The sequence below is a fragment of the Bifidobacterium sp. SO4 genome (assembly GCF_018555355.1).
Taxonomy (GTDB): domain Bacteria; phylum Actinomycetota; class Actinomycetes; order Actinomycetales; family Bifidobacteriaceae; genus Bifidobacterium; species Bifidobacterium miconisargentati.
Genome location: NZ_JAFEJP010000003.1, coordinates 167,316 through 181,293 on the forward strand (window position 1 = coordinate 167,316; position 13,978 = coordinate 181,293).

The following is a 13,978-nucleotide window of genomic DNA, read 5'->3' on the forward strand; positions in this document are numbered from 1 at the left end:
CAGTCCTCTAGGAATCAGAGCGCGAACGACGCCCAACGCGGCCCGACCGGCACGAAGGTCACGGTGCGCTCGCCGTCGCCGGTCAGTTCGCCGCCCTCATCCGTCACCGCGGCTGCATCCAGCGGACGGTCGATGTGAATCTCCAACCGTTCCGGCGCCAACGCGGTGGCCATCTGTTCGCCCCACTCCATGAGCACCACGGTGTGCTCGCCGGGATCCTCCAGCTCCTCGTCCAGGCCCAGCGACTCCAGTTCGTCCAGGAGCCGGCCGACCGCGTCCTGTCCGGGCGCGTAGGAGGAGCCGCCGAGACGATAGGCGTCCACGTGCACCAGGTGCGCCGGGGTGCCGTCCGCGAATCGTCCGTCGAGTTCGCGGGCGATGGTGAAGGTGGGCGACACGATGGGTTCGGTGATGGCCAGGCCCGCGCCGAATCCCTGCGCGAACGTGGTCTTGCCCGCGCCCAGCGGCCCGGACAGGAGCAGTACGTCGCCGCCATGCACCCGTTGCGCCACGCGCCGGCCCAGTTCCTGCATATCCTCGCCGGTCGGTACCGCCACCGTGATGTTCTGCGCACTCATGTTTACAACCTTTCTGTTAATTAATCCCCAACCTCGCTACCGGCCCTTGCGGGCGATGTCCTCGATGCACCGTTCCAGCGCGTACATGGGGTCGCCGCCGTTCGTCTTGCTCTGCTCGTCCGCCCAGGCGAGCATGCGGATGCAGTGCGCGAGCCCCGGCGAGGTCCATCCGCCGAGCTGGCGCATCGCGTTCTTCAGCACCCACGGGTTCGTCTTGGCCTCGGCTTGCGAGATGGTGCCGGCCTTCACCGCGGACGCCTTGGCGATGGTTCTGAGCTTCATGGCGAGCGCGCCGATCAACGCTATCGGGTCGGTGCCCTGTTCCACGGCCGATCGCATCATCACGATGGCCTCGGCGGTGCGCCCCTCCACGGCCTTGTCCGCCACGGCGAAACCGGTGACCTGCGGGTTGGCGGTCAGGTACTGGTTCACACGGTCCAGGCCGATGGGGTCGTCGTCGAAGTCGAAGCACAATTGTTCGCACATGGCAGCCAGTTCGCCGGTCTTGCCGCCGAGCACGGAGACGAGCTGCTGGGCGGCCATCGGTTCCACGCGCCGGCCGCGTTTCTCGAACTGCGCGATGGTGAAGTTGAGCTGCGCGTCCGGCTTCTTCAGGTCCGGCACGTCCTCCTTGCGGGCGCCCGCCTTGACGAGCTGGTCGAGCACGCGCTTGCCCTTCGCGCCGCCTTCATGCTGACAGATCACCACGCTGGAGTTCGCCGGGTCCTTGGCGGCCTCCTTGGTGTACGCCACGATCGCTTCGGCGAGTTTCTCATCCGCGTTCTGGAGGTTGAGGATCTTGACCACGGCCACGTCCGAGAGCAGCGACGGGCTTACGGCCTCGTCGAAGGCGTACCGGTCGGCGCCGGTGGCGTCCAGTTCGATGAGTTCGGCGTCCGGACGGGCCTTGAGCGCCTCGGCGCACAGTTCCTTGACGCGCTCGCCGTTGAGGTACGAGTCTCCCCCGGGCACCACCGTCACCGGTGTCTTCGCTGCTGATTTGGCCATGCGTCCATCTCCCCACACAGCTTGGACAAGCGCCGGCGGCCGGCGCATTCGGCGGCCCCAACGTCTCGGAGCATCGATGTGCGGGATTCCCGTGCCGTCTGCGCGCATAATGGACGGTGACGCACTCGCCAATTCGAGTAGTTTGGAGGAATCATGAGCGCATCATTCACCGTTCGCAGCCTCGCCAACGAGGGCGGCGCCGCCACGATCAGCGACCATGGCGCGCACGTGCTGCGCTGGGCGCCGCAGGGCCAGCCGGACGTGGTCTGGCAGCCGCGCGCCATCACGTTCAGGGAGGATACCGCGATCCGTGGCGGCGTGCCGGTCATCTTCCCCTGGTTCAACCAGGGCTATGAGGACGGCCATATGGCCGACAAGAAGCCGAAGCACGGGTTCGCCCGCGTCTCGGCATGGCAGGTGGACGCCGACTCGCTGTCCGCCGACCATATCCGTTACACGCTGGATTCCGACGATATCGACGCCGCAACGCTCGCCCAGTTCGTCGGCAACCCGAATCCCCGCTTCCACGCAGCTTACGAGGTGACGGCCGGCGAGACGCTGAAGATGGCCCTGACCGTCACCAACACGGGTGACGAACCGTTCTCCTATGAGGCCGCGCTGCACACGTATTTCCACGTGGGTGACGTGACGCGCTCGCAGGTGATCGGCCTGGACGGCGCACGCTATCTGGACGCCACGCAATCCGGTTTCCCGGAGTGCGGGCAGACTGGCCCGGTCGCGTTCGACGGCTCGATGGTGGACCGCATCTATCTGGCGAATGGTCCGCTTGAGGTGCGCGACGATGCATTGGATCGTACGATCGCCATCGAGGCTGAAGGTTCGACCGCCACCGTGGTGTGGAATCCGGGTGAGACCGCCGGCAACGCGATCGGCGACCTCGCCACCGGCGAATGGCGTGACTTCGTCTGCGTGGAGGCGGCGGCCAACCGCGAGCGCATGATCACGCTCGAAGCCGGACAGTCGCATACGCTGGCGCAGTCCGTCGCGGTGCGCTGAGCATCGGTTCAGGTCTTGCCGAACCTGTGGCTATATGGGGTTGTGTTTCCATCGGTGGAGGCACAACCCCATATTCATGTCGTCAGTCGTATGCCTCATCGAGCAGGGCGTCGATGTCGGGGAAATGCCGCGGGCTCGGCCGCCAGACCGGATGGCCCGCGGCGACCACCCACACCGGATGGTCCAGTGCATGCAGGTCCTTCAGCGGATTGTCCCCAAGCACCAGCAGGTCGGCGGACTTGCCCGGCTCCAGCGCACCGGTCACGCCGTCGACGCCCAGTATGCGCGCGTTCGTCTGCGTGGCGGCATGGATCGCCTCGGCGGGCGTGAATCCGGCGAACCGCACCAGAAGCTCCAGTTCGCGCCATGTGGCGTACTGCGGCACGAACGTCATGCCCGTGTCCGTGCCCACGCCGACCACAAGCCCGGCCTCGCGCGCCTGCCGGGCGCCCGTGACCATGCCCTCCACCACGGTTCTGGAGTTCTCCAGTTGGATGTCCGTGATGCCGGTCCTGTCCTGCCCGATCAGCGTCAGCGGCAGTCCGGCGGACAGCGTCGGCACCAGCGCGGAATAGCCGCGTAGGGCGTTCGGATTATGGCGGAACAGCGCGATCAGCTCATCGTCCAATACGCTGCCGTGTTCGATGGTGTCCACACCGGCGGCGAGCGCGCGGCGTACGCCTTCGGGGCTTTGCGCGTGCGCGGCCACGATGATACCGTGCGTGTGCGCCTCGTCGCAGATCGCGCGCATCTGCTCCACGCTCATCTGCGGGCTGCCGGCCTCGCCGACTTTCTGCGCGTCGGTCACGCCTCCGGTGGCCGCGATCTTCAACACGTCCACGCCGCGCGCGATGCTCTCGGCGGCGGTCTTTCTGGCCTCCTCGGGCGTCGAGCTGGTCAATGCGATCAACGGCGCGCCATGGCCTTCGGGGATCGCCAGCAGCGGACCGGAGGCCAGGATGCGCGGCCCCGGCGTCTCCCCCGCCTTGATGCGGTCGCGCAGGGACGCCACCTCATAGCTCACGTCGCCGAGCGTACGGATCGTGGTGACGCCGGATTCCAGCAGCGTTTCGGCATTGGTCTTGACCGTCGTATCCAGGTACGGCCTGCCGAGCGGCGAATGCACGAATCGGGAGACCATGCGCTGGCCCTGGGGCGTGGCCAGACGCGGGTCGAGCGGCTTGCCTTGGGCGAACAGATGCGTGTGCAGGTTGATCAGGCCTGGCATCACGGTTTTGCCGGTGCCGTCCAGGTAATGGTATTCCTCGGGGATGCTGGTCTCGATGCTGGGCGCCACCTGTTCGATGCGGCCGTTCGCACCCACCAGGATGGTCATGTTGTTGCGCACGGTGCCGGCCCCGTCCCCCGTGACGACGCGCACGTGGGCCAGCGCGAACGGTTCGACGAGTGGATTGTACGGGAACTTACGTGAGAACTTCATGACCTGCTCCTTTGTCCGGCCGACTGTCACGTTCCACTGTAGCGTCCGACGCGCGGGACTCGGCGACGCGACGCCCGCACCTCGCGCACCCTCTTTACTTGCCGTACCATTCGGCGCGCATGCCGGACTACGCCTCGTTGAAGACAGCCGGCCCACGGGGCTCATGATACGAATGGTTCCCTTCGATTCCCGCTTGTCCGTGTCGCCGTCGCGTACGCCGATGGCCTCCGGACCGATGGCCTCGGGCAGAGGAAGTACGATGGGCGGTATGAGCGATACCGAATCCGCGAACGTCAACGAAACCGAACTGCCCGCCCGCCTTGAGCCGGGACAGGCCGCACCGGACTTCATCCTGCCTGCCGTTGAGCCGGACGGCACGGAGGGGACGGTCACGTTGTCCGAGCTGACGGCCGCCGGGCAGAAAGTGATCCTGTACTTCTATCCGGCGGCGATGACGCCCGGCTGTACCACCGAAGCCTGCGACTTCCGCGACAACATGGCCCGTCTGGGCGCGCTCGGCTACACGGTGCTCGGCGTCTCCAAGGATCCGCTGGCCAAACTGCAGCGTTTCCGCGAGCGCGACGGCCTGTCCTTCCCGCTGCTGTCCGACTCAGATCTGGCCGTGCACAAACTGTATGCGGCATACGGCGAGAAGAAGCTGTATGGCAAGACGCATGTGGGCGTGCTGCGTTCCACATTCGCCATCGACGCGGACGGGACCATCGAACTCGCCCGTTACAACGTGCGCGCCAAGGGGCATGTGGAATCGCTGCTGAAGAAGTTGGGCTGACGCCTCCGCCCAATCGCGAGGGGTTGGAGCACCTAGTCTTTGGCGGGATGGAGAAGCCGGAGGGTCTCCTGCCACCACAGGGTCATGCGGACGCGGCGTGCGGAGCCGAACCGTTCGCCGGGCACGCCGTCCATGTCCGGTTCCAAGGCGGTGCTTGCATTCGCATTCACTCCCAGCCCCGTATCCTGCGTGAGACGGTAGCGGACGAACCGGGCTGTCATCACCGCGATCATGGCAAGACCACATTCCGCCAGCAACATTAGCAGGGCTCCCGTCACGCCGTCCGGCCAAGGCAACGCGGTCCACTCGCCGCCGCCGAGCCGCATCGCCACCCGTTCCATGACCAGCGTGCCGAGCGAGGCGACCCACGCGAGCATGCCAGCCAGCCATGGCACGCACCATGCGCAGGCCAACGCCATGAGTCCGGTGACGGTGGCGAAGCCCACGAACGGCGAGACCAGCAGGTTCGCCGGCACGGACAACAATGGGAGTTCCGGTTCCATCAGTATCTGGATCGGCAGCGTGAACGCCTGCGCACCCACGGTCATCGCCGTCATCTGCGCGATGGACTCCGGCAGCAGCTTGACGAGGATCCCACCCAAAACGCCGGCGAACAGCACGATGCCGAGCACCGCGGCCGAGGAGAGCGCGAACCCGTAGCTTTGCGACATATCAGGGTCGAGGACGAGCACGCCGATCACCGTCCAGCTCAGGGCGCTCAATGATTGCGTTCGCCGTCCGATGCCGTATGCGGCGGCGCCCAGCAGTCCCATGACGAGGGCGCGGGTGACCGAATCGCCGGGGAACATGAGCAGGGCGAGCAGCACGTATACGAACGCCATCAGGGACGCACTGAGCTTCCGGCCGACGAGGAACCGCATGCACAGCCGGCGCACCATGTCAGCGAGCAGCACGAAATGCCCGCCCGAGACGGCCATGAGATGCATGATGCCGGAGCGCCGGAACCGGTCCTCCAAGGTGTTGGCGTAGGTTTCGTTGACGGCCGCCGTACGATGTTCCATCCCCGTTTCCCCGGTCGTCGCACCGCCGGTCGAATCCGTCGTCACGTTCACGTAATCCTGCCCGAGCACGCCCATGGTGAGTCCGGGGACCAGCACGCGCCCTTGGTCGGACAGCCGTTCGGTGACATGGAAGAACGACCGCTGCATGTGTTCCACCGCCGCACGATGCCAAGGCGGCCCTTTTACCCGGATGACCGGTTCCTCGCCTTCGATCAGCAGCCAGAGCGGCATGCGACCGTATTCGGCCTGCTCAAGGGTGCCGGTCAGATGGTAGACCGCTCCCCTGTTGAGTTTCGCGCAATACCGTTCCTCGGCGTAGACGCGAACCTTCGCATTGGATTTGAGCATCGTGCCCGGCAGCCCGGCAGCATCGTCGGTATGGGCGCCAACGTTCGCGGCCGTCGCCGTCCCGTTCCGTGCGGAAGGCACGTCCATGGCGAGATTCCCGGCGATGATGCCGTCCAGCCGCGCATCCGCCTGACAGTCGTATTCCCGTTGGTCGGAGGCCACCACGGGCGCGGTGACGGTGGCGCTCACCTGCGTGGTCCGGCCATAAGTCCGCGCCCATATCGAAGCCGGGTCACGCCAGGCCATGATGTCCGAAGCCGTCGCGGTGATGCCACCGATGCACGCCACCGCGAGGCATACGGCCACCGTACCCGACCATCGGATCCTCGAGCGGAGTGCGACGCCCAGCATTGCCAGCAGCAGCACGGCGATGGCCACCGACATGGCGCGCACCGCCACGCCTGCGACGGCGGCTCCCGTATTCCCGAGCGACGGCGTCATACCCGCATTACGAATCGCTTCGCCACTGCCATTGACGGATGCGCCGACCCCGCCGACCATGCCGGATGCCATGGATTCCGCCGCCGCGCTCCACCGGTCGAAAAGGAGATGGGCGGCAAGGCTGGCGGCCCACATGGTCAGGGCAACCGGCAGCAGACGCCAATCACGACTGCCCTGTTCGCGCAGCATCCAATCCATCAGCCCACCTTCACCTGATCGCGAATCTTCTCCAGCGTCTTGGAACCGATGCCCTTCACGTCGAGCAACTGGTCCACGGACACGAACCGGCCGATGGCCTTGCGATGTTCGATGATGCGTTCGGCGGTGACCGGCCCGATGCCGTTGATGGTCTGCAATTGTTCGGAAGTGGCGGCGTTGAGATCGATGCGGCCGTCGTCCGAGGACGCCTGCGATGGATCGACCTCGGTTCCCCCACCGGTATCGAGACCCGATGTTTCCGGTATATCGGAATCGTTCGGATGTGCCGATACGCCGTTTGCGGCATCATCGCCGCCATTGTTTTCGTTGTCCGATGTATCCCCCTGTGATTTCCCTTGTTCTCCGGGAGATGATGCGCCGTCCTCCCCCGACACGTCATTGCCGGCGACTCGCGTGGTGTCCACGCCGCCGGACAACGCCGCGAGGTTCATCGACTGCTGCACCAGCATCGTCAAGCTCACGCCGAGCGCGGCGATGAGCAGCAGAATCACCACCAGGGCCTGATTGACGGTGAAGACAAGGCGGGGCTTGTCGCGTTTGCGCCGTGATGTTTCGCCCGCGGCGTCGGACGGGCGCACGCCGATCAGTTCGGAGAGCGGCTTCTTCGCGCCCCGGGCGCCGGAAGGTGACGGCAACGCCCGGATACGCGCATGTCCGGGCGGCGGAGGCGGCGCACCAACACTGGTGTCACGCCATCGTTGCGGGGACGATGTCCGCTTCTTCGCCAGCACCACGTGCGAGGGAGCGGCATGACGGTCCCATTCGGGCACGATGGCGGGCCGTGTGCGCAGCACCCGTTCGGGAGCAACGCGGCTGTCGGCGTGCGGCGGACCGTGGAGATCGCGTAGACGGCCGGCGGCCTGTGCCGGGCCGGAACCGACGCCGCGGCTCCCGGCATCGGGCCTGCTGGTTCTTGTCCTGGAAACATGCTTGGAAATACGAGAAACGCCCATGAATCCACGCTGGAGGATTCATGGGCGTTTGTCCAGCCGGAACGGAGTATGTGGTTCCAGCTTGGCGAGTGGCGAAACAACCAGCAGCTGCGAATCTGCTGCTCCGCGGCTCCCCTCAGTCGGCCATGCCGACAGCTCCCCTCAGTGAGGGGAGCCAGAAACAAGGGGATTTATTCGGCGGGGACGATGGAGACGATCTTCGGGGCCTTGACGATCACCTTGCGCGGTTCCTTGCCGCCGAGGCGGGAGGCCACGGCTTCGAGGGCCTGCTTCTCCAGGTCGGCCGGGTCGATGTCGACCGGCACCTCGAGCTTGGCGCGCACCTTGCCCTTGATCTGCACCACGGCGGTCACGGTGTCGTGGCCCACGTAGCGTTCGTCGGCCACCGGCCACGGGGCCGCGGACAGGGATTCGGTGTGGCCGAGCTTGGACCACATCTCCTCGCAGATGTGCGGGGCGATCGGCGCGAGCATGAGGATCAGCGGCTCCACTGCGGCGCGCGGCACGGGCGTCAGGGAGGTCAGGTGGTTGTTGAGCACGATGAGCTTGGCGATGGCGGTGTTCGGGCGCATGCCCTCCATCTCCTCGGTCACCTCGGCGATCGTGTTGTTGAGGAGCTTGAGGGTCTTCTCGTCCGGGGTGTCCTCGGAGACGTGCGCCTCGCCGGTGGTCTCGTCGATCACGTTGCGCCACAGACGCTGCAGGAAGCGCATGCCGCCGACCACGTTGCGCGTGTTCCACGGGCGGGACTCGTCCAGCGGGCCCATGCTCATCTCATAGAGGCGGAACGTGTCGGCGCCGTAGTTCTCGTACATGTAGTCCGGGGTCACGATGTTCTTGAGGGACTTGCCCATCTTGCCGAACTCGCGGTTGGCGTGCTCGCCGTTCCAGGTGAACGTCGGCTCGCCGTCGGGGCCGGCCGGGCCTTCCACCACTTCGTCGGCCGGCACGTACTGGCCGCGGTCGTCGGTGTAGGCGTAGGCCTGGATCATGCCCTGGTTGAACAGCTTGTGGAACGGCTCGGCGGAGTCCACGTAGCCCAGGTCGAAGAGGATCTTATGCCAGAAGCGGGAGTACAGCAGGTGCAGCACGGCGTGCTCCACGCCGCCGATGTACAGGTCCACGCCGCCTTCGTCACCGGAGTACTTGTTGTGGTTCGGACCCATCCAGTAGTCGAACTCGTCCTTCTCGACCATGTGGGCCGTGTCGGTCGGGTCGATGTAGCGCATGTAGTACCAGCAGGAGCCGGCCCAGTTCGGCATGGTGTTGGTGTCGCGGTAGTAGGTCTTCGGACCGTCGCCCAGGTCGAGCGTGACCTTGACCCAGTCCTCGTTGCGGCTGAGCGGGGCTTCCGGGTTGGATTCGGCGTCCATCGGGTCGAAGGTGCGCGGCTCGTAGTCCGGCACGTCCGGCAGGTTGATGGGCAGCGCGGAATCCGGCAGCAGGTGCGGGGTGCCGTCCTCGCCGTAGACAATCGGGAAGGGCTCGCCCCAGTAACGCTGGCGGGAGAACAGCCAGTCGCGCAGACGGTAGGACACGGTGCCCTTGCCCACGCCGGCGGATTCGAGCCACTCGTTCACCTTGGCGATGGCGTCGTCCACCCTGAGGCCGTTGAGGGACAGCGCGTCGCCCTTGGCCTTGGTGGCCTCGACTTCGGAGTTGATCACGATGCCGTCATGGGAGACGAACGGGGCCTTGCCCTCGTAGTTGTCCAGGGAGTCGCCGGATTCGGGCAGCGGCTGGACGGTGTAGATGACCGGCAGACCGAACTTGACGGCGAAGTCGTAATCGCGCTGGTCGCCGCCCGGCACGGCCATGATGGCGCCGGTGCCGTAGTCCATAAGCACGTAATCGGCGGTGAACAGCGGGAGCTTGACGCCGGTGATCGGGTTGGTGGCGTACAGGCCGGTGAACAGGCCGGTCTTCTCACCGGCTTCGTCCACGCGGTCCTTGGCGGTCTTGGATTCGGCGGCCAGACGGTAGGCCTTCACGCCCTCGGCCGGGGCGGCATAGCCGCCCTTCCAGGCCTCCGGGGTCTCGGCCGGCCATTCGGCGGGCACGTCCTCGAGCAGGTGGTGCTCCGGGGAGACCACGGCGAAGGTGGTGCCGAACAGGGTATCGGGACGGGTGGTGTAGATCTCCATGTCCTTGGCGCCGGCCGGGGTCTCGACCTCGAAGTGCACGGAGGCGCCGTGGGATTCGCCGATCCAGTTGCGCTGCATGAGCTTGACCTTCTCGGGCCAGTTGATGCCGTCGAGATCCTCGATGAGGCGGTGGCCGTACTTGGTGATGCGCATGGACCACTGGCGCAGCTCGCGCTGGAAGACCGGGAAGTTGCCGCGCTCGGACTTGCCTTCGGCGGTGACCTCCTCGTTGGCGAGCACCGTGCCTAGGCCCGGGCACCAGTTGACCGGGGACTTGGAGATGTAGGCCAGACGGAAGTCGTTGAGGATGTCCTGCTGCTCGGCCTCCGTGAGGTCGGCCCAGGCCTTGCCGTCGTGCTCATGGCCGGGGATGGCCTTCTCGCCGTTCTCGAACTTGGCGACGAGCTCGCTGATCGGGCGTGCGGAACCCTTGGTGCCGGACGGGTTGGTGGCGTCCTCGTCGTACCAGGATTCGTAGATGCGCGAGAAGATCCACTGGGTCCAACGCACGTAGCCGGGGTCGATGGTGGCGAAGGTGCGGCGGTTGTCGAAGCTCAGGCCCATGCGGTGCAGCTGGCGGGACATGTTGGCGATGTTCTGCTCGGTGGTGATGCGCGGGTGCTGGCCGGTCTGCACGGCGTACTGCTCGGCGGGCAGACCGAAGGCGTCGTAGCCCATGGCGTGCAGCACGTTCTCGCCCTTCATGCGGTGGTAGCGGCTCACCACGTCGGAGGCCAGGTAGCCCAGCGGGTGGCCCACGTGCAGGCCCTTGCCGGACGGGTAGGGGAACATGTCCATGGCGAAGTAGGCGGTGCGGCCCTCGGCGTTGCGGCCGTTGCCGTCCTTCAGATCACCGTTGACGTTGGCGGCCCAGAAGGTGCCGTGCTCGTCCCAGTACTTCTGCCACTTGTTCTCGATGTCCTGCGCCAGCGCGGCGTTGTAGCGGAAGTCGGGCTCTTCGGTTTGCGTGCTCTTCTCGTTGTCACTCATAAACAAGCAAGGTAGCCGCGCAACTGGACACGCCGCACGCCTCAGTCGGCCTCCGAGTCAGCATCCGAGACGATGGCTTCGGGATCGCCCACGAGGGTCGCTTCCAGCCCGGTGCGCTCCCTGAGCGTGTCCTGCGCGGCGGCCATGGAGCCGTCCTCGACCATGTCCTCGAGAGCTTCGGCGATCTTCTGCGCGAGCTGCGGGGTACCTTTGCCCACGGCGATGCCGTAGCGCACCGTACCGCGATCCTCGAGCACGGCCATGTATTGCGGGCCGTTGGCGGAACGCAGTCCGGAGAGCACGGCCATGTCGGAGGCGATGGCGTCGGCGGAGCCCACCTGCAGTGCGGTGACGCATTGCGCATAGCTGTCGCGCTCCTGCAGCGCGGCCTTGGGATGGCTGGAGCGGAAGATCGCCGCGGTCTCGTCGCCTTTGACGGTGCAGATGGTGCGGTCGGCGAGATCGTCGCCGATGCCGTCGCCCGCATCGCCGCCCGCCGTACCGAACGTGGCGCGTTCGTTGGCCCTGACCAGCAGTCCCACGCCGGTCTCCAGGTATGGCCCGGCGAAGTCGGCTTGCTGCCTGGACTCATCGGTCACGGGCCAGGAGGCCACCACCATGTCCACCTGGCCGTTGTCCAGCATGGAGGCGCGGTTCTCGGGGCGGACCTGTTTGAAGACGATCTGCTTGTTCGCGTAGCCGAGCTTGGCGGCCACGTATTTGGCCACGGTCACGTCGAATCCCTCGTACGCGCCGTCATGCCATGCGCCGATGGCCGGCTCGTCGGCCGCCACGCCGATGGCGATGGTCGGTCCTTCGGGGGCGCCGGACACCGTGGTCACGCGCACCTGACCGCAGCCGGCGAGCGCCAGTGCCGGGGCGAGCGCGGCGATGACGGCGGCCGTCGCGCGCTTGAGCCGACGGGCCCGCCACGCGGACCGGCAGGTGGCCCGCCGCCGCACGGGCGACGCGGACGGTTCCGGCGGCGTGGACGCGCGGCGGTCGGGAACGTACTGCGGCATGAGCGCGTCCTACTTGAACATGCGGGAGCGGGTGAGGAACCAGGTGACCACCGCGGACAGCGCCACGGAGATCAGGATGATGGCCACGAAGCCCCACGGCTTGTCGCTCAGGGGCATGCCGAGCATGCCTTCCTGGAAGTTCATGCCGTACATGGAGAAGATGAGCGTGGGGATCGACAGCGTGATGGAGATGATGGTGAAGATGCGCATCACGTTGTTCAGGTTGTTGGACACGATCGAGGCGAAGGCGTCGGTCATGTTCGCGAGAACGCCGCTGTAGATGTTGGCCATCTCGATGGCCTGCTTGTTCTCGGTGATGACGTCGTCGAGCAGGTCCTCGTCGTCCGGGTACTGCTTGATGCGTTGCAGGGTGGTGAGCTTCTCCATCACGATCTCGTTCGATTTCAACGAGGTGGTGAAGTACACCAAGGTCTTGCTCAGTTCCATGAGCATCACGATCTCGCGGTTCTGCATGGAGTGGCGGAGTTTGAGTTCGAGCTTGTCGCTTTCGCGGTCGATGATGCGCAGGTAGCGCAGGTACATCGTGGCGTTGCGGTAGAGGATCTGCAGGATGAAGCGGGATCGCATGTACGTGTTGAAGCCGCGGATCGTGCCTTCCATGAACGGGTGGAGCACGGGCGTGTCCTGCATGCAGACGGTGATGATGAGGTTTTCGGTCACGATGATCGACAACGGGATGGTCTCGTACCAGTCGCGTCCGCCGCGCTCCTCCACGGTGGGGATGTCGACGATGATCATCGTGTAGTCGTCCTCGACGTCCACGCGCGAGCGTTCCTCGTCATCCAGGGGGGCGCGCAGGTCGGCCAGGTCGATGCCGGTCTGGGAGGCCACGGTGGCGAGTTCCACGTCGGTGGGTTCGCTCAGGCAGAGCCAGGAACCGTTCTCCGGTTTTTCGATTTGCTCCACTTGGCCGTTGATCGAGCTGAAGATTCTCAGCATGACGTTGCTCACCCGCCTTTCGCGCTTTCCAGTGTTCTATCGCTGTACGGTGTCAAACCGAGATAAGTCTAGACCCACCGGGCGAATTTGCGGTTCGGCATGGCGCGGCCGCCGGGATGGCTACCAGACGATGGGCCGCCAGTCGGGCGTATGGGGGCCGCGCAGGTCCGCCGGGCCGTTTTCCCAGTCGGCGGTGTCCGCGATGGCGGGCGCCTTGTTGTATTCCTCCAGTTCGAACAATGGCTCGTCCACGGTTCGTCCGTTGACGGTGTGGCGCACCTTGAGCCGGCACCAGCAGGCGTTGCGCATGCCGCCGAGCGCGTTCATGCCGTCCGGGTCGAGGCCCAGCAGCGTGCCGATGGTTGCGGTGATCCACGATCCGTGGCCCACGATCATCAGCGTGGTGGGGGTGTCGCCCGAGGTCGCGTCCTCCGCGGCGATGATGTCGCGCACCGCCCGGGCCCCGCGTTCGCCCACCTGCGCGCGGCTTTCCACGCCGTACCGGGTCTCCCCTCCGGTGTGCCGTTTCCATGAGGCGTAGGCTTCGGCGTCCTGCGCCTTGATTTCGGCGCGGGTCAGGCCCTCCCATTGTCCGAAGCTGCGTTCACGCAGCCGCGGGTCGAGAGTGACGTCGAGGCCCATCAGGTCGGCGAAGGCGTGGGCGGTCTGCTGGGCGCGGAACAGGTCCGAGGAGTGGATGACCATGCGCCGGGCGGCGGCGGGCGCCTCCTGCCATTGGCGTACGTCGCTGCGTTCGGCGGCCTCAGGACCCGGCTGGGCGATGGCTTCGGGATCGGCGGCCAGCCGGCTCACCTTGGCCCAGTAGTAGCGCGAGGCGAGCGCATATCCGGTCTGGTCGGCCTGCCATTGGCCCACGATGTCGAGCGGCACGTCGATCTGCCCCTGCAGACGGTGTTCGAGGTTGTATTGCGTACGTCCGTGGCGCAGCATCATCACTTCGTCGATCATGTTCCCTGCCTTCCGGTTGCCGGGATGGTAACGCTCGTTCCATCTCACCACGAGCCATGGAGACGCGCCCTCCCCC

11 protein-coding genes are annotated in these 13,978 nt (G+C 66.1%); 2 read left to right on the forward strand and 9 right to left on the reverse strand.

Annotated features, from left to right (window positions below):
• Positions 1-14: 14 nt before the first annotated feature.
• Together tsaE and holA are read right to left on the reverse strand one after the other, a co-directional pair.
• On the reverse strand, positions 15-578 hold the full coding sequence (tsaE, locus tag JS536_RS03760) for a tRNA (adenosine(37)-N6)-threonylcarbamoyltransferase complex ATPase subunit type 1 TsaE (protein ID WP_214355810.1): 564 nt from the start codon (positions 576-578) through the stop codon (positions 15-17).
• 36 nt (positions 579-614) lie between these two features.
• Positions 615-1,586 (reverse strand): DNA polymerase III subunit delta, encoded by a 972-nt coding sequence (holA, locus tag JS536_RS03765; protein WP_214355811.1) that lies wholly within the window; start codon positions 1,584-1,586, stop codon positions 615-617.
• Positions 1,587-1,739: 153 nt separating this feature from the next.
• Between holA and JS536_RS03770 the strand changes: the two genes are divergently transcribed.
• Positions 1,740-2,603 (forward strand): D-hexose-6-phosphate mutarotase, encoded by an 864-nt coding sequence (locus JS536_RS03770; protein WP_214355812.1) that lies wholly within the window; start codon positions 1,740-1,742, stop codon positions 2,601-2,603.
• A gap of 82 nt (positions 2,604-2,685) precedes the next feature.
• Here JS536_RS03770 and JS536_RS03775 read toward each other — a convergent pair whose 3' ends face one another.
• On the reverse strand, positions 2,686-4,044 hold the full coding sequence (locus tag JS536_RS03775; RefSeq protein WP_214355813.1) for an amidohydrolase family protein: 1,359 nt from the start codon (positions 4,042-4,044) through the stop codon (positions 2,686-2,688).
• A 259-nt stretch (positions 4,045-4,303) separates the two neighbouring features.
• Between JS536_RS03775 and JS536_RS03780 the strand changes: the two genes are divergently transcribed.
• On the forward strand, positions 4,304-4,834 hold the full coding sequence (locus JS536_RS03780) for a peroxiredoxin (RefSeq protein ID WP_214355814.1): 531 nt from the start codon (positions 4,304-4,306) through the stop codon (positions 4,832-4,834).
• Positions 4,835-4,866: 32 nt separating this feature from the next.
• Here the strand turns inward: JS536_RS03780 and JS536_RS03785 are convergent, their stop codons facing one another.
• The 6 genes from JS536_RS03785 to JS536_RS03810 all read right to left on the reverse strand — a co-directional run bounded on the left by JS536_RS03785 (position 4,867) and on the right by JS536_RS03810 (position 13,902).
• Positions 4,867-6,843, reverse strand: a complete 1,977-nt coding sequence (locus tag JS536_RS03785; RefSeq protein ID WP_214355815.1) for a ComEC/Rec2 family competence protein — start codon at positions 6,841-6,843, stop codon at positions 4,867-4,869.
• Positions 6,843-7,817, reverse strand: coding sequence for a helix-hairpin-helix domain-containing protein (locus JS536_RS11785; RefSeq protein ID WP_240544238.1), 975 nt, complete (start codon positions 7,815-7,817; stop codon positions 6,843-6,845). The genes JS536_RS03785 and JS536_RS11785 overlap by 1 nt, the downstream gene beginning before the upstream one ends.
• A 170-nt stretch (positions 7,818-7,987) precedes the next feature.
• On the reverse strand, positions 7,988-10,951 hold the full coding sequence (leuS, locus tag JS536_RS03795) for a leucine--tRNA ligase (protein WP_214355816.1): 2,964 nt from the start codon (positions 10,949-10,951) through the stop codon (positions 7,988-7,990).
• 41 nt (positions 10,952-10,992) lie between these two features.
• Positions 10,993-11,973: a glutamate ABC transporter substrate-binding protein gene (locus tag JS536_RS03800; RefSeq protein WP_214355817.1), complete on the reverse strand. Its 981-nt coding sequence runs from the start codon at positions 11,971-11,973 to the stop codon at positions 10,993-10,995.
• Positions 11,974-11,982: 9 nt separating this feature from the next.
• The gene (locus tag JS536_RS03805; protein ID WP_214304952.1) at positions 11,983-12,933 is read right to left on the reverse strand and encodes a magnesium transporter CorA family protein; all 951 of its coding nucleotides are present in this window, start codon (positions 12,931-12,933) and stop codon (positions 11,983-11,985) included.
• 120 nt (positions 12,934-13,053) lie between these two features.
• Positions 13,054-13,902: a histidine phosphatase family protein gene (locus JS536_RS03810; RefSeq protein ID WP_214355818.1), complete on the reverse strand. Its 849-nt coding sequence runs from the start codon at positions 13,900-13,902 to the stop codon at positions 13,054-13,056.
• Between the last annotated feature and the right edge of the window lie 76 nt (positions 13,903-13,978).